This is a genomic window from Aurantimonas endophytica (assembly GCF_014196845.1).
GTDB classification, from domain to species: Bacteria; Pseudomonadota; Alphaproteobacteria; order Rhizobiales; family Rhizobiaceae; genus Aurantimonas; species Aurantimonas endophytica.
Genome location: NZ_JACIEM010000001.1, coordinates 299,656 through 323,845 on the forward strand (window position 1 = coordinate 299,656; position 24,190 = coordinate 323,845).

Sequence of the window (24,190 nt, forward strand, 5' to 3'; positions counted from 1 at the left end):
TCCGCTCTCACCTGTCGAAGCGGGTCAGATCAATTCTTTGACTGGACGGCGGGTATTGCGCGACGAACCGAAATGTCGCCGCCCTCGGAACATTGCTCGGCCGAGTTACCTGGGGGCGACGACAGGCGAAAGACGTCGGCGCTATCCGCCGTCTCCCGCAACCTCTTGAACGAGGCGTGTCGGAGTTTTCGGTCGCCGGTCCAGCCGCGATATTCGATCTCGGCGACCAGCTCGGGGCGCGCGATGACGAGCTTGCGTTCCCTCGGCGCGTAGGGCGGGCGTTCGGTTTTCATCGCATCTAGCTGTTGCCTCAGCTCGCGCACCTGGTCACCTTTGAACCCGGTGCCGACCGAGCCGACATAGACGAGGCCTTTCTCGCTCTGCGCTGCCAGGAGCAGGCTGGCGATCGCGCCGCGGACCTTACTTGAGGGCTCGTAGCCGAAGACGACAAAGCTGTCGCTCTGGATGCATTTGATCTTCAGCCAGTCGCCGCGGCGACCGCTCCGATAGGGCGCCTCGCGGTTCTTCGCGATGATCCCTTCCAGCCCGTGCTGACAGGCGATCCGCAATAGATCCGCACCCTCAGCCTGAACCTCCTCCGACAGCCGGATGGTACCCGTCTCGTCCCGGAGCAGATCCTCGAGCAGGTGACGCCGTTCGACGAGCGCCATCCTCGTAATGTCGTGCCCGTCGAAATAGAGCATGTCGAAGGCGTAGAAGATGACCTCATCGCCGGCGACCCGTTTGCCGCCGCGTCCGCCGAGAGCCTGCTGAAGTGCGGCGAAGTCCGAGCGCCCTTGGTCGTCGAGGACCACCGCCTCACCGTCGAGGATGAGGGCAGGGGCGTCGAGTGCGACGGCTGCTCTGGCGATGGCGGGAAAGCGGTGAGACCAGTCATGGCCGCCGCGGGTGAGAATGCGGGCATGCCCGTCGTCGACATGGACCGCCAACCGGTAGCCGTCCCATTTGATCTCGTAGGCCCACTCCGGCCCCGCGGGCGGCTTTGCCGCGAGGAGCGCAAGGCAGGGCTCGATCCGATCCGGCATGGGATCGAAGGGGAGCTGTGGCTGACGCGGATCGCGCGATGTCGGCGCCCGGCCGCGGGCAATGATGTCCGACTCCTGCTGGAGGCCGACAGATTTTGGGGTCTGGGAGCGGTTTGCCATCCGGTCATTGCGCCAGAAAGTGCTTAAGGGACGGTGAGGGGGCGGATGGGCGCTCAGTAGCGAACGATCGAACGTCGGCCTTCGTGATACCGGACCTACCAAAGCAGTGCCGGAGCATGAAATGCTTCCTCGCCAACTTCAGGACGAGGCACTATGGTGGTGCCTAGAGAGGATGCACGCCGCCCTGTTCATGGCCCTTGCGCGTGCTCCAAGGCTCCCATGTTTCCCTGCGAGGATGACTTCCGTCTGGAAGCGTCGAGGCTGATCGCCGTTGCGCCTCTCGGCCGCGACAGAAACGCGTCGTTGATGAGCGGCCGACTGGCGCAGTCTTGAGCGAGCGCGGCTTCACGCCCCGGAGACGATTGAGGCTATCTCCCACTGGCTGGGCGAGGGTGATCCTGACGACGATCGCAGGAACGGTGTTCTGCGTCGCCGCCGCTTTGTTCGTGGACTCGTTCAACTTTCACAATTTGAGCGAGGCGGCGATCCGGAGAGCGGTTCTGGTGGACATCGCACTGCCCATGGGACTCGCGGCACCTCTCCTGTTTCTCCTGACCTACAAGATGCGGGAACTTGCGATTGCCTATGCAGAGCTGCTTGTCGTCGCAACGACCGACGGCCTGACACAGATCCCGAACCGGGTCGCCTTCACCACGCGGGCTGAGGCATTCCTGAACCGAAAGAGCGAACGCCCGTGCGCCGGCGCACTCCTCATCGTCGACGCCGACGACTTCAAGAGCATCAACGACGAACTCGGCCATCAGCGAGGGGATCTGGCGCTTCGCATGATGGCCGACGTCATGATGGGGGAGTTGCGCAGTGGGGACATCGTCGGCCGCATCGGCGGCGAGGAGTTCGGCATCCTGCTGCCCGGGGCAGACATCGCGGAAGCGAACAGCGCCGCGGAGCGAATCCGAGCGGCCATCGGGACTATCGAGTTCACGACGATGGGGGATGCATGGCCGCTCGCGGCGAGCATCGGCGGCGTGACGTTCGAGGAGTGGGCGTCATACGATAAGCTGTTTGCCGCCGCTGACGCCAATCTCTACCTGGCCAAGGCCGGCGGGCGCGACCAGGTCCGTATGGGAGCCTTCAAAGCGCGATCGTCCGGGGATCTTTCCCCGACGCCGTTTCCGAGAAGACGCCGCCAGCGGGACGACGACTTCCACGTGACCAGTGAGACGCCATCGTAACTGAGATCACGGCGCCGACGGGGATTGGTTCTCCAGTCCGGGTTCACCCTGTCGTTCAGGCGGCGGGGCCCTGAAAGCCGGGCGGAGGAATGGCGTCCTCGGCATCCGGATCTCGCCCCCTCAACCGATCGAGCATCCGCATGATCGGAGTGACCGTCAGCCCGTGCAGTAGGACCGACATCAGGACGACGAGGCCGACGATCGCCCATAGGCGCTCAACTCCCGCGACCTCCATGTGGTTCAGCCCGTAGGCTAGATAGTAGAAGGAGCCGACCCCGCGGATGCCAAAGAAGGCGAGGGTGAGCTTTTCGCTCCACGAGGGATTCAGTCCGACAAGTCCGACTAGGCCGGTCACCGGACGGACGACGAGCAAGATCACCACGGCGGCGAGGGCGTCGCCCCAGGTGAGCGGGGCGAGGAGGCCGGTGACCAGCGCTCCGCCGAACAGGACGAGCAGCATCATCATCGCCAGCCGTTCGATCTGCTCGGTGACGTCGTGCATCTCGCGATGAAAGTCGTGGTCCCGCTGGGCATGGCGGAGCGTCAGGGCCGTGACGAACACGGCGAGGAACCCGTAGCACTGGATCATCTCGGTGAGGCCGTAGGAGACGAAGGTTGCCGCGATCGCGATCAGGCCGTCACCGGTCTGGGCGAGCTTGGTGTCAGCCGGGATATGGAACGTCAGCCATCCGAAGGCGCGCCCGATCAGCCACCCGCCCACGACGCCGGCACCGATTTCCCAAAGGACGCTGTGTGTCAGCCATTCCACAGCCCATGGCTCGCCAGTCGAGGCGGCAAGGCCGAGCGCGATGGCGAGGTTCACGAACGGAAAGGCAAAACCATCGTTGAACCCGGCCTCGGACGTGAGCCCGAACCTCACCTCGTCCTCCTCGCCGGACCTCGGCGGTCCGACCTGCACGTCGGCGGCAAGGACAGGGTCGGTCGGCGCCAGCGCCGCTCCCAGCAGCAGCGCGATGACCCACGGCAGACCCAGCCACCACCCGCCGATCAAGGTGATGGCCGCGATGCTGAGGGGCATGGTGACGGCGAGCAGCCGCCACGTCACCGACCAACGCCGCCAACTGAACACCCGGTCGAGCTTCAGCCCCGCGCCCATGAGAGCGATGATCACGACGAACTCGGTGAAGCGTTCGGTGATCTGCGGATAGGCCATGGGCAGCGGCTTGTCCGTGACCCCCGGGATCAGGAACACGGCGGCGCCGAGGGCGATGCAGACAATGGGCAGCGACAGCGGCAAGCGCTTTAACGCCAACGGCAGCCAGGCGACCAGCGCAATGAGGAAGCCCATCCCCGTCAGCACCACGATGTAGGGATCGGGCGACCACTCGTTGAGATCGAGCATTCAGCGAGATCGTCCGGTCTTTGAAATTGGGTGGGTCATGTACATCTCCTCGCGACGGCGCCCGTTCTCCGGTTAGACGCTCTGGTGCGGAAACCGATCCGCCACATCCGCCGAAAGTATGCTGCCGACGCACAAGGGATTGCGGAGACGCTCGCCGCTTCCAGGGGGCCACGACAGCAGTTGCGCCCGCGCAGTCCTGCCGGCATGGCTATTCGCATCGTTCGATATGTAAGCGCCGAGGAGCGGTCATGGCATTGTTAATCGGGCTGATGCTGGTGAGCCTCCTGGGCATAGTTCACCACAACGCACTTCGAGTTCTCGACCGATTGACAGGTCGAGACTTGGTCCGCCCGAACGTGACGGTTATCTCCATCTTTCTGGGCTTACTCGTCATCCACACCTGCGAGATTCTGCTTTATGCCGGAGCCTACGCCGTGCTCCTCGCGTGGCCGGAAATGGGGGCGCTGGCCGGCGACTTTGATGCCGACTGGGAGTCGCTCGTCTACTTTTCAGGCATCAACTTCACGACGCTCGGGTACACGCAGATCGAAGCGCAGGGCCCGATCCGCCTTGTCAGCATGATGCAGTCGCTCGGCGGCTTCATGATCCTGACGTGGTCGGCAACGTTCATCTATTCCGCATGGGGCAGGGCGTTCCGCTGATGTGCTGGTGTGGACGGCCTCTCACCCCAAGCGTTTGATGATGTCGCAAGCGTCACAACCAGATGAGAGGAGAGTCCCGTGAACATTCCCGTCTGCATTGGCATGGATACCTCCAAGTCGGTGTTCCAGCTCCACGGAGTTGACGAGAACGAGGTCGTGGTTGTCCGCCGGCAGTTCCGGCGCGCCGAGATGATCCGCTTCTTCGAGCGGCTCCCACCTGTTCTTGTTGCCATCGAGTCCTGCGGCAGCTCGCATCACTGGGCGCGGCTGCTGCAATCCTTCGGTCACCAGGTGAAGCTGATCCCACCGCAGTACGTGAAGCCCTATGTGAAGCGTGGCAAGAACGATGCGGCCGACGCCGAGGCCCTGTGCGAAGCGGTGACTCGGCCAAGCATGCGGTTCGTGCCCGTGAAGTCGAAAGAGCGGCAGGCCGCCTGCATGCTTATGACCGTGCGGGAGCGCCTGGTCAGTGTGAAGTCGCAGCTCTCGAATGCATTCAGGAGCTATGCGGCAGAGTTCGGCATTATCGGTCCCGCAGGAAGACAGAACGTCAACGCGCTCATCAAGCGCGTGCTCGAGGATGACACCTTGCCCGAGATGGCGCGGGATCTCTTTCGCTTCCAGGCCCGGGAGTACGCCACGGTCGAGAGGCGCCTCAAGGAGATCGAGGCCAAGCTGATGAAGTGGCACCGTGAGGATGACGTCAGCCGGCGGATCGCAACGATACCCGGCGTCGGGCTCATTGGATCGAGCATGCTGAGCATGAAGGCTCCGCCGGCTGAGACGTTCAGGTCCGGTCGCGACTTCGCCGCTTGGTTGGGGCTAACGCCCAAGGATCATTCGACAGGCGGCCGCCAGCGACACGGAGGCATTACGAAGGCTGGGGATTCAGCGCTCCGCTCGACGCTGATTGTCGGTGCGACGGCCGTGCTGAGGCACATCCGCAAGGGACGCCATAAGCCTTCGCCATGGCTCGCCGCCCTGCTGGAGCGAAAGCCACCGAAACTGGTAGCGGTAGCGCTGGCCAACAAGTTCGCCCGCATCGCCTGGCGACTGATGGTCTCGGGCGGCGTCTACAACCGGCCGGAAGCCGCCATGCCTACCTGATCCGAGACCGGCGCCGACGAGCGAGGCTGCTCGGCAGTAGCCCTACGAGCCCTACGAACTTGCAGGACGCAGTAGATGGAATGACCGGTCGGTCGATACGCGCGGGCTTCCGAAGGTTACACTGGCACCCGATGTCGCCCATGTGCTTGGAACGTGCGTAGCGAACACCATCTTGGCCAGCGGCTTCGGCCGCGCAAACAGGCCGGACATCTGATAGCAAGCGATCAGGTCAGAAGTCTGCTACGATCCTGACAAGTGGAGGCCGTCCACATCTGCAACCTTTACTCCATCACCAAGGGTCAGCGGCGATCCTCGAGTTCACCCGCGCCATGCGGGACCGGACCGGCAACCTGCCGCCGCTGCCCGGCGTCTTTCCCGACACCATGGCGCCAATCGTCAGGAACGGCGAGGACGGCGTGCGCGAGCTGACGATGGCGCGATGGGGCATGCCGTCGCCGAGGTTCGCGCTGGAGGGCAAGAAGACCGACCCTGGCGTGACGAACATCCGGCGGACCAACAGCCCGCACTGGCGGCGCTGGCTCGGCCCGGCGCACCGTTGCGTCGTGCCGCTGACCTCGTTCTGCGAATACGACACGATCGACGGCAAGAAGGTGCCGACCTGGTTTGCCCTGGACGAGAGCCGGCCCCACGGCGGCAGCCCGCAAGATCCTTGAGAGGAATGATGCAACTCGAGATGAACGACTTCGAGCGTGCCGCATGCGAACGGCTTTTGAACATCGCCAAGGATGACACCGGCCAGAGCCGGATCGTTGCGAACTTCATCCTCGCATGGTGGAATGCCGGTTCGCTTGGCGGCTTCAATCTGGCCGAGCTGTTCTTGCTCGACAACGCCATTTCATCCGACATCGCGACGATTGTTGTGTGCCTGGCCCGCAATGACGAAGCCTTTTACCCGACCGAATATCGCAGTGATATCGAAGCCGTGATCGCTCAATGGCGGCCCGAAGTCTGGCAAGCCAGTCGTTGATCGTGGCCTGCACCCATTCGGTGGCCCGGTGTCAAACAGCCTTCAAAAATCGCATGCCGGATTACAGATCTCGTCGGCGAAGTCCCGGTAGGTGCGCAGCGGGCGACCGAGGAGCGCGGTCAGGCGGTCGACGTCGCCTGCCTCGGGCACCATGCCGTCAGTGAGGAACCGCTCGGCCATCAGCCGCATGTCGTAGGCCATCCAAGACGGCATAAACTGACGGCTGTTCTGCTCGACCCGGCGGTGTCGTCGCCGCCGTAATTGATCGGGCGGCCGAGCACGTCAGTCCAGATGGCGGCGATATTCGGGCCGGTGAGCGTGTCGGGACCGACAACGTTGATGCGCTCGAGGGGGAGCGCCGTTGCCGAGTTCTCGCGGCGGAGCAGCTCTATGGCCGCGATCTCGCCGATGTCGCGAGCGTCGACCATAGCCAAGTCCTTGGCTCCGATCGGCATCGGGTACCCATTCCAGAAGTTCGTCGGCCGAGATTCGCTGGTGCTCCGCAACTTCCATGTTGCACTCCCCAACATTAGCTCATCGTGGCCCGCGGTGCCGACGGTGCCCCGGTCAGCCTCTTTCGAGAGACCGTGGTGGCATTCGCACGCAGTGAGGCGCTTCTCATTGCGGCGATGACCGAGCTCGTAATGAGATGGATGGATTCATCCATCGTTTTGGATCCTCGGTTTCCTCCGGGGGCGGCCGGAGCGTACGGTCAGGCGATGTTCGTCGGATGGCAAGAATCCAATTGCATCCAGAGGGTCGCCGAGAGTCTCGGGCTGGGAAACGGATCGGATGATCCCGGTAAGGTCCCTGACCGATACCAACAACACCATTTCCTCCGGGGCGGTGCCAATCGTCTGTATCTCGCCCTTCCTGACCCGGTCCAACAGCTCCGGAAGATTGTCCCGTGCAGCCTGCGCCGTCAGCTTGGCCCCCGTCACTTCGATGAGGAAGTCGGCCACCATCACCAACGCATCGGTCGGACCTAAGGTGACTGCCTTTCGCAACCGTTCTGTTAGGAGGCTGGTCGTCGTGATCTTGCTCATTGCAACCTCGTCAGTTTCCGCGCGGGATCAGGTGAGGTGGAGACCCCGCGTTGGAGGCCTCAGTGTCTTCCAGCCGTTCCTAGCTCTCTCTCGGCGGCGCGCTCTGACCGACCGCTGCTGAACCTGCTTGGTCCTCGGTTCGTGGTCGCAGCGCGATCGGGAATGTCCGCGAGCCCGCCCTCGTGCCGGTCTGGCGAACGTAACTTCCCTTTCGCTCGCGCGACGTTCCAGTTTCCAAATCTTGCCGTGTTGCTCGGTCGATGATGGAGGCCGAGCACATTCCGAAGCTCGCTAGTTCTTGCGCAACTCGTTCGATGACGCGGCGCTCGGATTCGACGAGTTCGCGTGCGCGACCGAAGCACTCGTCGAGAGTCCGGCTGACGCGGCGCCGCAGGTCGCCATCATTGTCCAGCAGGGCGTCAAGACGCTCCCGTGCCTTGGCGCGGTGCAGCAGCGCTTCTCCCAAACCGTGGGCTACCTCCATGGCCGTGGCAAGCTCGGTTGCGGATCGAAGATCGCAGGCGCTTACACCGCCCGCTCCGCTACCGCGGCTTTCTAGGACCTCTTCCTCAGCGGCCAACCCGGCCAATAGGGTTGTGATCTCCGCAAGGAAGCTGTCCCGGGTCAGGTCGAAGCCAGAGCGCCGCACGAAGTCGGTGCGATTGGCGACACCGACATAGAGCCGACGGTCGACCTTCGCCTCGATCGGGTCACTGCCGGAGATGTCCGCCAGCAATGCGCCCACGACCAGATGGCCTGCCTCATGCACGCAGATGCGACGGAAGAGGGCGTCGGAACATTCTTCCGTCGACGGGGCGCTCGCTTCGATGTCCGCGAGCCTCATCTCCTCACGCCTCTTGCGGGCTCGTCGGCGGGCATCGCGCACAAGCAGCTCGATCTCCGCGCCTGTGGATCCCTCGAGGCGCTCGGCAACCGGGCGCAAGTCCGCCCTCTCCAGCGTGCCCCGGAGATGGTGCCGCAGGATGCCGACGCGCGCCGTGCGGTCGGGGTGCTGGATGACGAGCACCCGCTCCAGTCGCCCCGGGCGCAAGATAGCCTCGTCGATCAAGTTCGCATGGTTGGTCGCGCCGACCACCACGACGCCCTCGCGGCCCTTCGCCCCGTCCAACTGCTCGAGCAGGCCGTCAATGACCTGCCGGGAGTAGGCGGCGTAGCGGTCGCCGGGATCGGTGCGCGAGCCGAAGGCGTCCATCTCGTCGAGGAAGAGAATGCAGGGAGCGGCGCGGCGAGCCTCGTCGAACGCCCTCGTCATCGCCTTGAGGAGATCACCGAGATGCCCGCGCGACTGCCAGCTCGCGCAAGAGTGGATATGGAGGGGGATCCCGCAGGACCGAGCCAGCGCGCCGGCGAACATCGTCTTGCCAACGCCCGGCGGTCCGGCGACGAGAACACCGCGGTCGACGTCCGACCAAGGGATCGCGCCGCTCCGGTAGTCCGCGAGGTCCCGGACCAGATCATTGCCCCACTCGCCCACCTCGCCAAGGCCGGACAGATCCTCCAGCCGCGGGCCGTCGACGGGCTCCTCCGGAACCTCGGCTGCATCATCGACCGGGTGACCTTCGCTTCGCACAGCCGCCAGCAGCCGCTTTGCGATGCCGAGACTCCTCTCGACGCTACGCCGTGGGGCAATGACGCTGTCGATCAGGTCGAGCGGCAGCGACGCGACGAGGTCGAGCCCTTCCGGACCAGGCGCCCGCTTGGCGGTCACCATGAATGCGGCTCTAACTAGGGCACGATCCACCGGCTCGAGCACCACGATGCCCTCGGCGGAGGCGGAGAACGCCGGCGAGACGTCATCCATGGTGTCGAGCAGGACGGCGCTACGGTCGCCACCCTTCGCGGCTTCGACGATGAGCGACCGGAGGTCTTTGTCCAGGTTCCTCCGCCGGCTTCCGGTGCGGTCGTAGATAGAGACGTCGTGGCCAAGGCTGCCGACGACCCAGGCACCGAGGATGTCGCGCGCGCCGTAGGTGATCGCGGTGATCGACCCCTCGTCGACGCCAACGATGCCGATGGTGCAGGGCACGTTGTGCAGCACGTGGTGGAGATCAGCCCGGCGAAGGGCGCGGACGATCAGCCCCCGAGCAATCATGGCGGAGGGCGCCAGGGGATCGCGGGGGACGCGGCTCTTCCTGGCATCGACACGTTGCTTTTCCTCGAAGAGGTAACGGGTGATCATCGACGTCCGCTCCCCTCGAACGCGTTGCCCTGCGCTCCGAGCCTGTACCAGCGGCTCAGCGTTCGGGCGTAGCCGTGGTCGGGGGCCCACACCCAGAGATCCGACGTCACGGCCATGCGACCGGCGCGGACGTCGGGATGGCCTTGGATGTAGCCACGCAGGCAAGGCACCGGGCGGGTGTCAAGAACCCATTGGTGGATGTGTGGCGATCCCTCGATGACGGCCGGATCGGGATCCTGACCCTTCTTGAGGTTCTCAAGATCGGCAGCGAGGCGCCGAATGCGTTCAAGGTGTTCGTCGAGCTGGATGAAATCGCCGGAGCGGGTGATCTGGATGGTCATGACACGGGTTCCCGTTCGCGGGTCGCCGTGGCGAGCCGCGCGGTTGTCGAAAGAGGAGCGAATGGTGGCGGGTCAGTCCCGCCAGCGGGCGACGCGGGTCTCGGGACCGATGCGACCGGAATCGAGGTCGAGGTCCACGAAACGCCGCAGAGCCAGCGCGGCGAGCGCGGCTATGGGGTCGACGCCGTTCCGGATCGTCGTCATGGCCTCGGCCAGCGCGAGGCTGCCTTCCTGATCGAGCGCCGCCAGTAGCCGGACACGGTCGGAGAGGGTCACCCGCCAATTGGCGTAGCGCAGGATCTCTCGGGCGTTCTCGAGTCGGACGCCCGTGAGTTCAGACGTCGGCACGCAACGGATCGGCGTGCCCCTGGCTGCCGCCACGGCGATCGCCCAATCCGGCACCCGCTCCCCGTCTTCGATGACGGCGACAAGCTCGACCGCGGTCTCGCGCACCACCTCGAAATCTGGAAGGAACGTGCTGCCGCAATGCGACAGCGGCGCCGGCCCGCACGTCCATGACAGGACGCCCGGATCAACGTCGAGGAGACAACCCGCGTCGCGGACGGACTGTGTCCGGAAGCGTCGCTCACCGATGCATCGAACCGTCTGTGACGGAGCGAAGCGGGGTGACCGACGTTCTTCAGTGGGCGAACTTGGACCCTGCGGGAAAGCTGGGATGTCAGTGGAAGGAAGCTGGTGCATCGGCACGCCTGTCCATCGCGGACGGGCATGGCCTCGCGTCCGCTAACCTCGTGAAGGTCGGATGGTCAGCGTATCGATATGAGGAAGGACGAGGAGCGCACAGCCGCGTTGCGCATAACGCGCTTCGGCTGGTGGTCGAGGGGCAGACACATGCTCATATGCGAACAAATACCGAACCTCTCCTTTCGGCGTCAACCGAAAAATTGCTTGCCCAGCGGGCGGCCGTTCTGGATCCCGTCTCTGACGTCCGTGGTGCCATCGGAGTGACCGGTCTCAACGATCACCTTTTCGCAACCGGTCATCGGCAAGCTTCCATGTTGCCGCATGGGCCAGGGTGGTGCTACCGAGCGAGTCCTGAATTTCGGGGGAATGCGGCATGCGCTTCTACGTGGAATCGAAAATCGGGCCGGCACGCCGGGCTAAGCAGCTCAAGAAGACTTTGGAGGCGGTGGGGTACGACATGAAGCTGTCCCAGTGCCAAAGGCTTGTCGCGCAGATGATGGGTTTTCGCGACTGGGGCGAGATGTACCATCATATCGGACTGTCCGAGCCGTCGCTCGGCGATGCCCAAGTCGATGAACATGAAAGGGAAAGGCGCCGCAAACAGCACGTTGGGATTCTGCGGGAGGAGGGGATCGAAAAGGAGGATGCCGAAACAGCCGTGGACATCATCGGACCGACCGACTACGGCGCGCCACGCGCCGATGACTCAGACGAGGAAAGAGACTTTGTGAAAGAGTGGGGCCTGACGGACTCCTCGCGCAGGTAAGTCCTACGTTAATGTCCATCCGAACGGCTGTAGCTGCCTAGGACGTGGACGTCGGGCCCATGGTCAGGCAACTGGAGCCAAATCAAGATACGGCGTTCCGGGTCGACATGGTAGACGCTATTTGTCCCTTGAGAACCGATATCCGGACAACTCCCTCAAATCTCGCAATTTCCCCGACCACACTCCAAAGGTCCGCGACGCCTTCGTGAACCGCTGGCATCGCCACCAGCGCCGGAGCGCCCTACAGGTTTATGCTGTCGCCGACAGTGTCATGTGTGGGTTCGAAGAAGGAAGCCGACCCCTCGACAACGGCGAGGCCACATTGGACTTGGGTCTGCAAGCGGTGCGGGAGGGCGTGCGAGCTTCTTGAGTCGCACTCTCCCCTATTGCGATGACCTCACCCTCTACCCGAAGCGCTCAGACGGGAGGGCGGTGGCTAAGAGCTTTGTCGCGTCCCGTCGGTGTAGCAGACTTGGCGCGTCCCATTCATCCCGTCCGGCACTAGGAAACCATGGAGCAGATGTGCCACGTTGGCCGAAGACAGCGTCGAATGTTTCTATGCGATCTAGTCGGTCGGTTTTTATATGCCCAAGGCGATTCAATGTCAGAAGCCGAAACTGCCTCGATCTACCAAAGCGATCTGCCAATCGAGGCTAAACTAGAGCGCGCCCGGACCGAGCTCCTAGACCTCTCCGCAAGGAACCGCCTGCTCAACGTTCCCCGCCTCTCGAAGGCGGCACGGACGATCGACATCATCGACGAGCGTTCTGCCGAGATCTACCGCCTCCTCGCGAAGGAAACGAAGGCTTTCACGTTCACCGCGGGGAGAGCGGACAGGGCGGGCGGCGAGGGCGCCGCAGAGGAGGACGAGGACCTTCCCGCCGTCGATCTCGCGCAGCCCGACGAAGCGGACGACGAACTCGACGAGCGGGGCAGGGCGAAGCGCCACCTCGACACCAAGCTCCAGACTCGGATGACGCCGAAGGGGCTCCAGAAGCGGCTTCTCGACCTATACCACGACGCCCGGACACTGGAGGAGGAGCAGGGCGTCAACGTCCTCTTCCTAGCGCTTGGCATGCTGCGGTGGGTCGATCCAAACAACAAGGAGAACATCCGCCACGCCCCACTCGTCCTCGTGCCGGTCAAGCTCGAGCGCGGCACGGCCGGCGAGCGTTTTCGCCTCCGGGTCCGTCCCGAGGACCAGACTTCCAACCTTTCGCTGGAGGCTTACCTCGACCGGGTTCACGCCCTTCGCCTGCCGTCCTTCGAGGGCGGAGACGAGTTCGACCCCGAAGCGTACTTCCGCGAGGTCGCGGACGCCGTCTCCACGAAGGCCGACTGGTCGGTGCTGCACGACGACATCGTGCTCGGCTTCTTCTCCTTCTCGAAGTTCCTGATGTACCGGGACCTCGATCCCGAAAACTGGCCAGCCGACGGGCGCATCACCGACCAAGCAACGATCCGGTCGCTCCTGTCCGACGGCTTCGACGCGGGCGAACCGCTCCTGTCCGACGACGAGAGGATCGACCGCCACATCGACCCCTCGGACATGCTCCATATCGTCGACAGCGACGGTTCGCAGACGCTCGCGGTCCACGACGTGCGTCGCGGCAGGGACCTCGTCATCCAGGGACCGCCGGGAACAGGCAAGTCTCAGACGATTGCCAACGTCATCGCGTCCGCCATCGCCGACGGGAAGACGGTCCTGTTCGTCGCTGAGAAGATGGCGGCCCTCGATGTCGTTAAGCGTCGCCTGGATAACGCCGGGGTCGGCGACGCATGCATTGAGCTTCACAGCAACAAGGCGAATAAGCGCGGGTTCCTCGAGGAGCTACGCCGGACGTGGGAGCTTGGCTCTCCGCGCGGTGAATTCCCGTCGAGCCTCACGGGAAAACTGCGTGCGGCTCGAGACGTCCTGAACCTCCACGCCGAGCGGATGCACGTGCCGCACGAGGCTTCCGGCCTGACGCCCTACCAAGTGTTCGGTGCACTGACGAAACTTCGACAAGAGGGGCAACGACCCGTCGACCTGGCCCTCGATACCCCGACGCTTTGGTCACCGGACGATCTGACGTCGCGCCGCCGCCTTCTCGTCGAGCTTACCCAGCGCGTCGACGAGATCGGGCTTCCGAGAAACCATCCGTGGCACGGCGTCGGCCTCGACCTTGTCCTGCCCACGACGCTTGAGCGGTTGCTCCCTCGGATCGAGTCTCTTCGGTCGGCCATCTCGGATTTGGAGGCCGAGTACGGATCGTTGGCGAAGGCGTTGGAGGTGGAGCCGGAGCCCGTCACGTTCGACGATGCCGCGATACTCCGGGAGCGCGCGGACATCCTTGCCCGCGCGCCGGACCTGTCGCCGGAAGCCTTTCGAGCGGACGCGTGGAATGACCGGCGAGAGGCCGTGGCAGAACTAGTCGGGGCTGGCGCGGACTTTCGTCAGCATGGCGAGTCCTTGGCCGGGTCCGTTCATCCGTCGGCGCTCGGCACGTCGATTGAGGGGCTCGAGGTTCAACTGGCCTGGCTGCCGCGCGAGTTTCCGGCCGCTGCTTTCGGGCGGGCCGCCGAACTTGCGGAATCGCTCCCGCGCCTTCGCGCCGAGGCAGACCGCCTCGCCACTGAACTCGGCGTGCCGGGCCCCGTCGACACGTTCGCCGCGGTGTCGCGCCTAGTAACGACGGGCGAGCGGGTGGCGGCAGCGCCCGACGCGAGTCCCGAGGCCTTTGCGGCCACGGTGTGGGATCAGGGCGTGGAGCAGGCCGGGGACCTCGCGGAGGCGGTTGAGACGCTCGAGCGGTCACGTGCGGCCATGGGCGACCGAATACTCGACGTCGCCTGGACGACCGAGATCTCGTACGCCCGCCAGGCGTTGGCGACCAACACCGGATTCCTGAAGGCTCTCAACGGCGATTACCGGAAAGCGAAGGCGCTGATGCGCTCGATCCTGCGCAACCCGGACATGCCGACGCAGGAGGTCGTCGAACTCCTCGACACGCTGATGAAGGGACAGGCCGCAGCCAAGCACGTCCAAGGCGACGATGCCTTCGGGCGCTCCGCGTTCGGCGCCGACTGGCGCGGGGAACGCTCCGCATCCGCTCCGCTTCTCGCCCTGGTAGCATGGATGCGCACGCTGCGCGGTCTTGGCGCCGAGCCGCGCCTCATCGCCGGCAGGCTCGCAGAGCGGCAGGTCGTCGGCGAGCACGCTGCGCTCGTCCTGCGCCACGTCGATGCTGCCAGGCCTTTGCTTGAAGCCCTATGGTCCGACCTTGGCACGGTGGCCGCCCCCGCGCTCGACAATGCGGTGTCCGCCGACCGCGCACAACTTGACATGGTAGAGGCGCGGGCGCGGAACCTTGCATGGGCCGACGGCCTCTGCCGCACCATCATGCGCTCCGTTCCTGACGCACTGTCCGAGCGCCTCGACGCTGTTGCACGTGTTGCAGCCTGGCAGGCGGCGGCCCAGTCACTCCACGAGCGCACGGCTCTCGGGGCGGAGGCGTTCGGCCTCGTATGGAAGGGTCAGGATTCGAACTGGGACGAGCTTGCCGCGGCCGTTGAATGGATCGGCGCGCATGGCGAGCTTCGGCATCTCGCCGCACGTCTTTCCGACCGGACTGGGATTGCCGAGCGGGCCGGGCGGGCCGTCGCCGCGTCGGCCAACGCGCAAGACGCGCTGGCCGACGTCGCATCCATCCTCTTGGCAGATCCCCGAAGCTTGTTCGGCGCCGACGGCTACGGAAATGTGCGGCTCGCGCGGTGCCGGGAACGCATAGAGACTTGGCTAGCCAACTCAGAGCAGCTTTCGAAGTGGGTCTCTTACCGCGAGCGGGCGGACCGGGCGCGAATGGACGGCCTGTCCGTGTTTGTCGACAATTTGGAAGACGGGCGTCTCGTTACGCCTGCTGCACTCCCGTCGTTTGAAATGGCGTACCATGAGGCGATCCTGTCCGAGCTGATCCGAGCTGATCCGGAACTCGGACGCTTCGACGGAAACCTACACGGACGGCATGTGCGCGAGTTCGCCAACCTCGATCTCGAGCGCATCAAGTCGGCGAGCCTCGAGGTCGTCCGTGCCCACCATCGTCGGATCCCGCCTCGCGACGGAGGCGTCGGCCCGGTGGGGATCCTTCGGGGTGAGATGGCCAAGCGCAGCCGCCACATGCCGATCCGCCAGCTCATGCAGCGGGCGGGACCGGCTGTCCAGGCACTGAAGCCGGTCATGATGATGAGCCCGCTTTCGGTCGCCCAGTTCCTGACGCCCGGCAAAATGACCTATGACCTCCTCGTCATGGACGAGGCTTCGCAGATCCAGCCCGTGGACGCGCTCGGCGCCATCGCCCGCGCCCGGCAGGTCGTCGTAGTCGGCGACGAACGCCAGCTCCCGCCAACCAAGTTCTTCTCCAAGATGACCGGCGGATCAGAGAGCGACGACGAGGAAGAGGGTGCGCAGGTCGCCGACATAGAGAGCATCCTTGGCCTTTTCACCGCCCGGGGTCTGCCGCAGCGCATGCTGCGCTGGCACTACCGCAGCCGTCACCAGTCGCTGATCGCGGTTTCCAACACGCAATTCTACCAGAACAAGCTCTTCATCGTGCCGAGCCCCTACACGACCGAAGCGGGTATGGGCTTGCAGTTTCATCACGTCCCCGACGGCATTTTCGATTCCGGCGGCACGTCCGTAAACGCGGTCGAGGCCCGTACGGTCGCTGAAGCTGTCATCCGGCATGCGAAGACGCATCCCGAGCAGTCGCTCGGTGTCGCAACCTTCTCCGTATCTCAAAGGCGGGCGATCCAAGATGAGCTCGAATTTCTTCGACGCCTGAACCCCGACACAGAGGAGTTTTTCCACGCCCATCCATCGGAGCCGTTCTTTGTCAAGAACCTTGAGAACGTGCAGGGAGACGAGCGCGACGTCATCATGATCTCGGTTGGCTACGCCAAGAACGCGCAAGGGTACATGGCCATGCGATTTGGTCCCCTCGGCGCACAGGGCGGCGAGCGGCGACTGAACGTCCTCATCAGCCGCGCGAAGCGGCGGTGCGAGGTGTACGCGTCGATCACCGACGAGGACATCGACCTCGAGCGTGGTAAGGGCGCCGGTATCCTCGCCTTCAAGCTCTTCCTTCATTACGCCCGCACGGGGCGGCTTTCGATCGCGCAGGCAAGCGGGCGCGAGATGGACAGCGTTTTCGAGGAGCAGGTGGCATCCGCGCTTCAGGCGAAGGGCTACCAGGTCCATCCGCAGGTCGGCATTGCTGGGTTCTTCATCGACCTCGCCGTGTCGGACCCCGAGCGCCCGGGACGCTACCTCATTGGCATCGAGTGCGATGGCGCGTCCTACCATTCCTCACGCTCCGCCCGCGACCGCGACCGCCTGCGCCAAGCGGTGCTTGAGGACCACGGCTGGATCATCCACCGCATCTGGAGCACCGACTGGTTTCAGCGGCCACAGGAGCAACTCGAGCGTACCGTTGCCGCCATCGAGGCGGCAAAGGCGGAGCTCGACGATCGGATGAAGCGGGGCATTGCCGCCCATCGCGCGGTGCCCATCGAGATTGTCACGGTCGACCGAGGCGAGGTCACCGAGGTCGGGCTCGGAGACGCCGTTCCCGAAGACGGTACGGCCACGGCCGCTTATATTGAGGCTACCCTGACCCGCCCGGGACTATACGAGCTGCACGAGACGCCGGTCGGTAGGATGGCAGATCTCGTGGCTCAGGTTGTCCAGGTCGAGTCGCCCGTCCACGTCGACGAGGTCGTCGCCCGCGTCCGCGACGCTTTCGGGCTCCAGCGCGCCGGGGCGCGAATCCAGGCCGCGGTGGAACAGGGCGTCGAACGGGCGGCGGCCCATCGCGGGATCGTGCGGGAAGGGGGGGTTCTCTCCCTTCCAGACACCGAAGCGACCGTCCGGGATCGGCGGAATGTGCTGTCGCCTGGTTTGCGGAAACCGGAAACTCTCCCGCCCGCCGAACTGAGTGTCGGTATCTTGCGCATCGTCACCGACAACTTCGGCGCGACGGACGACGAGGTGGCGGCGACGCTGTCGCGCCAGCTCGGCTTCAAGGCGACCAGCGCCCAGCTACGTGCGGTTATCGGTTCCGCCGTCGAGGTCTTGCTGAAAAAGGGACGGCTGCAACGTCAAGACCGGATGCTCGTGCCTTCGCCCGCTCTCGCTGGCGATGGCGCGACGCCCCAGGAAACGGCGCAGGTTTCACTCTAAGCACGGACACCGAAGCACGCTATGGCGCGCTTCGGTCGAGTGCAGGAGCAAGCATACCCGGTCTTCCGATATGCGTCGCCCGTGTGTGTTCTTGCGCGATCCGTCGTCCTCCTGAATCGAGTGCCGTTCATGTCACGCCAGCACAGTGCTCCCATCCTAATCGCGGGATCATCCGCGGTTGCGCTCAAACCCCTGAGCTTCGGAAGCGGTGCGGGGGCAGTCAGTGAGGCGGACATCCAAAGCCTCGTTCATGATTTCCCGGGATCGCTTCCCGTTGCAGAGATCGACCCGATGTTCGCGGGCGCGGTCTCCATTTGCCGAGAGTTGGTGACTCCTGCGGGCGCGATCGACAACTTGTTGGTTACCCCGTCCGGGTTGCCGATCCTCGTCGAGTGCAAACTCTGGCGAAATCCGGAAGGACGTCGCGAGGTCGTCGGACAGATCCTTGACTATGCCAAGGAGCTCAGCCGCTGGACGTCTGCCGATCTCCAGCGTGAGGTAGGGCGTCGGCTTGGTAGACAGGGCAACGCTGTTCTCGACCTCGTGCGGTCGGCGGACGCGTCCGTCGACGAGATTGAGTTCAACGACGCCCTTTCCCTAAACCTACGCCGCGGGCGGTTCCTCCTTCTAATCGTCGGTGATGGGATCCGCGAGGGCGTCGAGGCCATTGCCGAATACCTGCAACGCCACGCGGGTCTCCATTTCTCACTCGGTCTCGTGGAGATGCCCGTCTATGTAATGCCGAACGGCGACAAGTTGGTCGTTCCGCGCGTGCTCGTCCGGACGGCGATTGTGACGCGCAATGTCGTTGCGGTACCCGACGGTCACGTCGTACAGGACGACGCCTCGGACGGGGAAAGCCACGAGGTCGATCCCGACCGCCAAGCCCTCGGTGATATCCAGCAGGCGTTTTGGAAGGAGTTCCTCGCCGTCCTTCGAATTCGTGATCCAGAACAGCCGATCCCACGTGCCCCGAGGCAGGGATACCTGAATGTCATGATGCCCGCGCCCGGTGGAAGCAGTTGGCTGACCGTCTACCGTGACATGCGGAAGAACGAGGTCGGGCTGTTCCTGTCAGCGACCCGCAACAGCGCTGGGGAATACGCTTCCGACAGATTGGTCGAGGATTTCGCTGCCGTGGGTCCGCAACTCGGTGGAGCGGCCGAAGTGACCAAGGATACGTACTGACGTTGCCCCTAATTTTTATCCAGTCGTGAGTTCGCTCCCGGCGGTTTTGCTGAGTTCGTTTGCGGGTTGAGCGACGGGCGTAGGCGCGGAGCCATTGCTGAGGCGCAGCGTCGGCGCCCGTTGCGGATGGAAGGTGGCGGCGAAGGCGGACGGGGTGCTCCAGCCGAGTGCGGAATGGGGACGGGTCGTGTTGTAGTCGGCCTGCCATCGGGCCAGCATCGCTCGCGCATGGTGCAGGGACGAGAACAGCGTCTCGTTCAGAAGCTCGTCGCGAAGACGGCCGTTGAAGCTTTCGATGAAGGCGTTCTGCGTCGGCTTGCCCGGGGCGATGTAGTGCCACTCGATATGCGTCTTGTCGGCCCAGGCGAGGATGGCATTGCTGGTGAACTCGCTGCCGTTGTCCGAGACGATCATTGTCGGCTTGCCATGGCGGGCGATCAGCCGCTCCAGTTCGCGTGCGACGCGAGTTCCGGAGAGCGAGGTGTCGGCAATGAGCGCCAGGTTCTGGCGGGAGCAGTCGTCGACGACCGCCAGGATCCGAAAGCGGCGACCATCGGTAAACTGGTCGGAAACGAAGTCTAGCGACCAGCGCTCGCCCGGCGCCAGAGGCAGCCGGATCGGCGCCCTGGTTCCGATCGCCCGCTTGCGACCGCCGCGGCGGCGCACCGCCAATCGCTCCTCGCGGTAGAGACGGAAGAGCTTCTTGTGGTTGACCGCGTGTCCCTCCCGCTTCAGCAGGACATGCAGGCGCCGGTATCCAAAACGCCGACGCTCCCGGGCAAGGGCGACCATGCGCTCGCGCAGGGCCTCGTCCTGTGGTCGGATGGAGCGATAGCGGACCGTCATGCGGCAGCAGCCGATGGTTTTACACGCCCGCCGTTCGCTCATCTCGTGGCGCTCCATGAGATGGGCGACGGCACTCCGCCTGGCCGCGGGCGTCACCACTTCTTTCCCAGAAGATCCTTCAGGGCGACATTGTCTAACATCGCGTCCGCCAGCATCCGCTTCAGCTTGGCGTTCTCATCCCCAAGCGCTCGCAGGCGCCGCGCCTCGCTGACGTCCATCCCGCCGAACTTGGCTTTCCATTTGTAGACGCTCGCATCGCTGACCCTATGCTTGCGGCATAGCTCGGCGACCGGCACTCCCGCCTCGTGCTCCTTCAGGATGCCGATGATCTGTTCTTCCGAAAAACGACTGCGCTTCATGTCCTGGTCCTCTCGATGGGCCAGAACGAACTTCAAACTGGATTAGGCAGAGGGGGCAACGTCATAGGCTCCGCGACGCCTCAGGAAATCTATCTTTGGGCCTTCAAGGTCCATATTGGCCTGATACACCGGAACGCGTCTCTGAAGGTCGACATCCGCTCACCGTCCTCCCCGTTCTTCTGGGAAATCGGCGACTTCGGTTCGGAGATCTGGCTGTTCCGACGCCTGTACCAAGTTTGGTCCATGGGAGGGACGATTTGCCCGGATCCGTTCGGTACGGTGCTGCGCTCGAGGGCGCTCACGAGAGCGCCTTCTTTCGACTTCGTACACAACCTGCAATCGGGAACGTTGTTCTTTCAGCTAGGGGAGGAAGTGGTTTTCGTCGCCCTCTACGACAAGGGAGCGCTAGCGTCGTCCAATGTCGCCGAGCAGCTCGAGTACCACCGGGACTTTCTGTCGACCGCCCCGTCCCAAGACGGGGACGACCTTGGATGGGCGGCGCAGCGTGTATGGGCGTGCGAGACTGCATACTTTCTATACCGTGCGCGGACGGGGTTCAGCTACGTCAGCAGCGAAGAAAGCTTCACTGCTGTCCCGGATCTGTTCAGGCCGGCCCCCCGGTCGAGCGATGCGGAGGAGTACGCCCGCTTCTGCCTATCCTTCGGCCTGAAGCTGGAGACATTCGGTGGCGAGGCGGGCCACCACTACTCGAACTCACTCCGGAAGACATCAGCCGTTTAAGGGATGGCGGCAGCGCGACTTAGCCGATCACCCTAGGTGCCGGATGGCAGACCGACTACAACACCACCCGTCCCCATTCCGCACTCGGCTGGAGCACCCCGTCCGCCTACGCCGCCAGCTTCCATCCGCAACGGGCGCCGACGCTGTGCCTCGGCAAGGGCTCCGCGCCGACGCCCGTCGCTCAACCCGCCAAAGAACTCAGCAAAACTGCCGGAAGTGAACTCACGACTGGATAAATCTTCGGGACAACGTCACCCTCGGTAGACGTAGACGAAGTCCAAAGATTCATGCAACGGGGATCCCGCTCACCCGGTACTTTCGCGCGCGCAGGTCGAAGGCGTCCGCGCCTCCCTCCATCACACGCGTAATCTCATCTCTAACCTTCGGCGTCTCGATCGCCCCATCGACACCAATCCTAACTCGCGGCGCATCCTCCCGAGGGCGGTCCTCGGCTACGGACGCGACCATCATGACGATCTTGTCCGCATCCCCGTTCACAACGAGGTTCGGATTGTGGGTCGCAAATATGAGCTGTCGTCGGGACTTCGATGTCCTTATCAGTCGAACGATGTCCATTACCACGCGGTTGTCGAGATCGTCCTCCGGCTGGTCGATAATGAGGGAACCCGCCTCTTGGTTGAGAAGGAGCCTCAAAAGCGCCGATGCTTGCTGACCTGCCGAAGCCTGTTCGAAGGGTATATCCGTTCCCTCGCTGACGTAGGTTAGGATGATCCTGTCCTGGGGTGTCGACGAAAGAAGAAGTCCTATGCTCTGATCCGTGAGGTTCGCGTAGACCTTAGTGGCTTGCTGGGCGGTTAGCGTCGACGTGCGGTCGCCTCCAACGGCTTCTCGGATAGCCTCGATAACTTCCGGTCCTGGCTCAGCCGGGCTTCCCGCTTTGACCTTCGAACGATAGATGTCGATCCACTTTTCAGTGAATTCCGCCCAGTCACCTTCAGTTCGTTCGTTGTGAATCTGGGCTACTCTCTCGGAGCAGAATTGTTCGGCGTCACGAAGCCGACTTCCTTCGAACAATGACATCAACGAGGTGACGCGATCGCTCGGTTTGCGATCGCGCTTAACCCGTGCCTTCAACATTCCGCCGGACTTGTCGCGAACCTCGTCCGCGGTCCGCGCAAGGAGCTGCTGACGCTCGTCCAGCAATTCCAATAGTCTGTTTCTCGACAGCGCCAGCCGCTCGACGGCCGGCCTCGTCTTCTGCTCGTTGTCAGAAGCCCGTCCGCCGCTCGCCTCAGCATCCTTAAGCTGAGCTGCAAGCCGTTCGCTTTCGGCGATGAGGGACCCGTGTTCGATCTGCCGCTGCTTGGACTCGTCGTAGCGCGCTTTGAACTCCGCTTCCCGTTGCTCATAGGCGAGCGAGACGCTCTGACGAACCTTGAGGAGGTCGTCCAGCGCGCCCAAGGCGCTTCGCGCGGCCTCGGCTATCTTCGACTTCGCTCCAATGACCGAGCCGCGTAAAGCCTCCAGCTCGTCGAACTCAAATGCGTCCGCGTATCGCGACGAATCGACATGAAGAACCAAAGAGAGCGTCTCCTCGACCGTCTTCCTGTCTTCGGCAACGGAACGACCGATCTCTTCCAGAAAATTTCGGGCGCGACCATAACGTGGGGCGGCCGCCAGCACGTCGATATCGCCTTGTTGAACTCCGCCGTCTTGCAGTTTTATCCGCGATACTTCTAAGCGGCGCTTGATGTCCTCGACGACGCTTCTCGCTTGGGCTAGTTCGAGTTCGGCCTGCCAGTGGCCCGCAACCCCCTGGAGGTCGGTCGTGAGAACTCTCTTCGCGTTGACGATTTCCCTTTCGATGCGACGCCTGTCCTCAATCACTTCGGCGGCGGCGATGCCCGTGATGTTGTCCGCAGCAGACTGCGGATCGAGCATCGTCGTCGAAAGTTCCTTTTGGTGAAACGCACGGGCGGGAAAGTGAAGTTGAGCCGCCGCGACGGTGATGCGGTCCTCGGTGCCGTCGGCATAGGTGACCTGGATCTCTTCCGGCCGCTCGCCCTTTCGACACCAAGTCTCCGTCACGCCTCCACGTTCCAGCACCACTCGGACCCAGCCGTGCACCAGCGTGTCCTCAATGAGCTTCGCCTCTCGATCCCGCCTCTTCTTGGTGTTTGAGTCGGCACTGGAGATGTCGCCTTCCGACTTTCCAAGGCCAAAGCGGAGGTACTCGAGCATTGAGCTCTTGCCTGAGCCTCTTCCGCCGATGAGGGCCGTGAAGCCGTCGTTGAAAGTGAGGCGTACTGGAGCGGAGCCGGTGAGCGTCGACTGGACCTCCATCTCGACAACTCGGTCGGTCGGGACCTGCGGAGCCGAGTGAGTGATCCGGGCCTCGTCCGCGAGGAACGCTTGCCTGAAGCCCTCGAGAGAGTTCTCGCCAAGCTTTATCCAGCACTCGTGATGGCCGAGTCGGTCCCAAGTTGCGCGTTTGTTGTCACCGGTCGCCAGAATGGCTCGGCGACGGTTCCCCCAATCAACGAGTCGGCCTTCGATCTTGTCGACGGTGACGCTGTCCAACTCGGAACGTGGGCATTCGATATAGATGCCGTCGACAGGTATGTCTTTCGCTCGCGCGCTGAAGCCCTCTCGGTTCAGAGATTTGTGTGCGTCCGGCCGACTGAAGTGCGGCAGAAGAAGGGTCGCCGAATTCAAGATCGGCTCGTTCGCGATCTTCTCGATGAGGTCCTGCAACGTCAGGCCGCAGTCGTTCGCCCGCGGTCCCTTTGCCGCATGGTCATCATGACGAGCGATCCCGGGAAGGTGATGGAGCATCCGGTCCCACACGTCTTTCGAGGATGTCGGCTCGAATAGAACCAGGCATTGGACGCTATCCTGGCACGTAACCTCTACACCGGGTAGGACGATCAACGAATCCCGCGCATCGAGTGCTGCTGCCGCCGAGACAACATGTGGCACCATGGCCATGTCGTGATGGTCGGTCAGCGCCACCAAAGCGAGGCCTTTTCCCCGCGCGGCGCTGACGAAGTCCGTTGCCCAGTTGCGCCGTGCCTCTTCAAGCTCCGGAGTTCCTCCGGGGAGGTCTGGCGATCCGGACCAGCCATAGTCGCGTGGTGAATGGCACTGAACGTCGATCCTCATCCAAACCGCGCCAGGATGGCATCCAACGGTCTCAGTCATCAGTGATCCTCCTGCATCGCATCATCTGACCGCACCTGCTTCGCCCGACGGCGCCAACCCTCAATGAAAAGGCCCGGGCAGATCGTAGCCCGCCCAGGCCTTTGGTCGTCGTCACTGGAGGTAGTCAGATCCTCCGAAAT

General features: G+C 63.7%; 17 protein-coding genes and 2 pseudogenes. 10 read left to right on the forward strand and 9 right to left on the reverse strand.

The genetic code is table 11. From position 1 onward, the window contains the following. Nucleotides 1-29: 29 nt before the first annotated feature. Complete coding sequence (ligD, locus tag GGR03_RS01465; protein ID WP_183205694.1) at nt 30-1,166, reverse strand: non-homologous end-joining DNA ligase; 1,137 nt, start codon at nt 1,164-1,166, stop codon at nt 30-32. Between the two features lie 392 nt (nt 1,167-1,558). On the opposite strand from ligD, the gene GGR03_RS01470 reads away from it, so the two are divergent. After that, a complete protein-coding gene (locus tag GGR03_RS01470) occupies nt 1,559-2,359 on the forward strand; it encodes a diguanylate cyclase (protein ID WP_252920125.1) in 801 nt (266 codons plus the stop codon). A gap of 55 nt (nt 2,360-2,414) precedes the next feature. On the opposite strand, the gene GGR03_RS01475 is transcribed toward GGR03_RS01470, so the two are convergent. Then, nucleotides 2,415-3,722, reverse strand: coding sequence for a cation:proton antiporter (locus GGR03_RS01475; protein WP_183205698.1), 1,308 nt, complete (start codon nt 3,720-3,722; stop codon nt 2,415-2,417). A gap of 248 nt (nt 3,723-3,970) precedes the next feature. Between GGR03_RS01475 and GGR03_RS01480 the strand changes: the two genes are divergently transcribed. From GGR03_RS01480 to GGR03_RS01495, 4 genes and pseudogenes are all read left to right on the forward strand, one after another. After that, nucleotides 3,971-4,384, forward strand: coding sequence for an ion channel (locus tag GGR03_RS01480; protein WP_183205700.1), 414 nt, complete (start codon nt 3,971-3,973; stop codon nt 4,382-4,384). A 102-nt stretch (nt 4,385-4,486) separates the two neighbouring features. Then, nucleotides 4,487-5,491, forward strand: a complete 1,005-nt coding sequence (locus GGR03_RS01485) for an IS110 family RNA-guided transposase (RefSeq protein ID WP_210292012.1) — start codon at nt 4,487-4,489, stop codon at nt 5,489-5,491. 270 nt (nt 5,492-5,761) lie between these two features. Continuing rightward, nucleotides 5,762-6,138 (forward strand): annotated as a pseudogene (locus GGR03_RS01490) (SOS response-associated peptidase family protein); the annotation flags it as partial. A gap of 35 nt (nt 6,139-6,173) precedes the next feature. After that, on the forward strand, nt 6,174-6,479 hold the full coding sequence (locus GGR03_RS01495) for a DUF7673 family protein (protein ID WP_246367561.1): 306 nt from the start codon (nt 6,174-6,176) through the stop codon (nt 6,477-6,479). A 42-nt stretch (nt 6,480-6,521) separates the two neighbouring features. Here the strand turns inward: GGR03_RS01495 and GGR03_RS01500 are convergent. The 5 genes and pseudogenes from GGR03_RS01500 to GGR03_RS01520 all read right to left on the reverse strand — a co-directional run. Next, nucleotides 6,522-6,949 (reverse strand): annotated as a pseudogene (locus GGR03_RS01500) (NmrA/HSCARG family protein); the annotation flags it as partial. Nucleotides 6,950-7,138: 189 nt separating this feature from the next. After that, the gene (locus GGR03_RS01505; RefSeq protein ID WP_183205704.1) at nt 7,139-7,525 is read right to left on the reverse strand and encodes a hypothetical protein; all 387 of its coding nucleotides are present in this window, start codon (nt 7,523-7,525) and stop codon (nt 7,139-7,141) included. A 79-nt stretch (nt 7,526-7,604) separates the two neighbouring features. After that, complete coding sequence (locus GGR03_RS01510) at nt 7,605-9,584, reverse strand: AAA family ATPase (RefSeq protein ID WP_183205706.1); 1,980 nt, start codon at nt 9,582-9,584, stop codon at nt 7,605-7,607. 137 nt (nt 9,585-9,721) lie between these two features. Next, nucleotides 9,722-10,066 (reverse strand): hypothetical protein, encoded by a 345-nt coding sequence (locus GGR03_RS01515; protein WP_183205708.1) that lies wholly within the window; start codon nt 10,064-10,066, stop codon nt 9,722-9,724. A 72-nt stretch (nt 10,067-10,138) separates the two neighbouring features. Next, on the reverse strand, nt 10,139-10,522 hold the full coding sequence (locus tag GGR03_RS01520; protein WP_183205710.1) for a hypothetical protein: 384 nt from the start codon (nt 10,520-10,522) through the stop codon (nt 10,139-10,141). A gap of 622 nt (nt 10,523-11,144) precedes the next feature. Here GGR03_RS01520 and GGR03_RS01525 point away from each other — a divergent pair. The 3 genes from GGR03_RS01525 to GGR03_RS01535 all read left to right on the forward strand — a co-directional run bounded on the left by GGR03_RS01525 (nt 11,145) and on the right by GGR03_RS01535 (nt 18,942). Then, nucleotides 11,145-11,537, forward strand: coding sequence for a hypothetical protein (locus tag GGR03_RS01525; protein ID WP_183205712.1), 393 nt, complete (start codon nt 11,145-11,147; stop codon nt 11,535-11,537). Between the two features lie 601 nt (nt 11,538-12,138). Then, a complete protein-coding gene (locus GGR03_RS01530) occupies nt 12,139-17,754 on the forward strand; it encodes a DUF3320 domain-containing protein (protein WP_183205714.1) in 5,616 nt (1,871 codons plus the stop codon). 129 nt (nt 17,755-17,883) lie between these two features. Continuing rightward, a complete protein-coding gene (locus tag GGR03_RS01535; protein ID WP_183205716.1) occupies nt 17,884-18,942 on the forward strand; it encodes a hypothetical protein in 1,059 nt (352 codons plus the stop codon). A gap of 15 nt (nt 18,943-18,957) precedes the next feature. On the opposite strand, the gene GGR03_RS01540 is transcribed toward GGR03_RS01535, so the two are convergent. Then, nucleotides 18,958-20,147 (reverse strand): IS3 family transposase gene (locus tag GGR03_RS01540; protein ID WP_425486693.1). Its coding sequence is split into 2 segments (ribosomal slippage): nt 18,958-19,898 and nt 19,898-20,147, totalling 1,191 coding nucleotides; the frame shifts between segments, so codons are not numbered across the junction. A gap of 15 nt (nt 20,148-20,162) precedes the next feature. Between GGR03_RS01540 and GGR03_RS01545 the strand changes: the two genes are divergently transcribed. Both GGR03_RS01545 and GGR03_RS24860 read left to right on the forward strand, forming a co-directional pair. After that, nucleotides 20,163-20,888: a hypothetical protein gene (locus GGR03_RS01545; protein WP_183205720.1), complete on the forward strand. Its 726-nt coding sequence runs from the start codon at nt 20,163-20,165 to the stop codon at nt 20,886-20,888. A gap of 26 nt (nt 20,889-20,914) precedes the next feature. Continuing rightward, a complete protein-coding gene (locus GGR03_RS24860) occupies nt 20,915-21,124 on the forward strand; it encodes an integrase core domain-containing protein (protein ID WP_183206976.1) in 210 nt (69 codons plus the stop codon). 49 nt (nt 21,125-21,173) lie between these two features. On the opposite strand, the gene GGR03_RS01555 is transcribed toward GGR03_RS24860, so the two are convergent. Further along, nucleotides 21,174-24,050, reverse strand: a complete 2,877-nt coding sequence (locus GGR03_RS01555; RefSeq protein WP_183205722.1) for a TrlF family AAA-like ATPase — start codon at nt 24,048-24,050, stop codon at nt 21,174-21,176. Nucleotides 24,051-24,190 lie beyond the last annotated feature (140 nt).

Bases quoted from the DNA above. Each gene is read 5' to 3' on its own strand.
- ligD (WP_183205694.1), bottom strand. From the start codon at position 1,166: ATGGCAAACCGCTCCCAGACCCCAAAATCTGTCGGCCTCCAGCAGGAG.
- GGR03_RS01495 (WP_246367561.1), top strand. From the start codon at position 6,174: ATGCAACTCGAGATGAACGACTTCGAGCGTGCCGCATGCGAACGGCTT.
- GGR03_RS01515 (WP_183205708.1), bottom strand. From the start codon at position 10,066: ATGACCATCCAGATCACCCGCTCCGGCGATTTCATCCAGCTCGACGAA.
- GGR03_RS01525 (WP_183205712.1), top strand. From the start codon at position 11,145: ATGCGCTTCTACGTGGAATCGAAAATCGGGCCGGCACGCCGGGCTAAG.
- GGR03_RS01530 (WP_183205714.1), top strand. From the start codon at position 12,139: ATGTCAGAAGCCGAAACTGCCTCGATCTACCAAAGCGATCTGCCAATC.
- GGR03_RS01485 (WP_210292012.1), top strand. From the start codon at position 4,487: ATGGATACCTCCAAGTCGGTGTTCCAGCTCCACGGAGTTGACGAGAAC.
- GGR03_RS01505 (WP_183205704.1), bottom strand. From the start codon at position 7,525: ATGAGCAAGATCACGACGACCAGCCTCCTAACAGAACGGTTGCGAAAG.
- GGR03_RS01555 (WP_183205722.1), bottom strand. From the start codon at position 24,050: ATGACTGAGACCGTTGGATGCCATCCTGGCGCGGTTTGGATGAGGATC.
- GGR03_RS01475 (WP_183205698.1), bottom strand. From the start codon at position 3,722: ATGCTCGATCTCAACGAGTGGTCGCCCGATCCCTACATCGTGGTGCTG.
- GGR03_RS01480 (WP_183205700.1), top strand. From the start codon at position 3,971: ATGGCATTGTTAATCGGGCTGATGCTGGTGAGCCTCCTGGGCATAGTT.
- GGR03_RS01545 (WP_183205720.1), top strand. From the start codon at position 20,163: ATGGGCCAGAACGAACTTCAAACTGGATTAGGCAGAGGGGGCAACGTC.
- GGR03_RS01535 (WP_183205716.1), top strand. From the start codon at position 17,884: ATGTCACGCCAGCACAGTGCTCCCATCCTAATCGCGGGATCATCCGCG.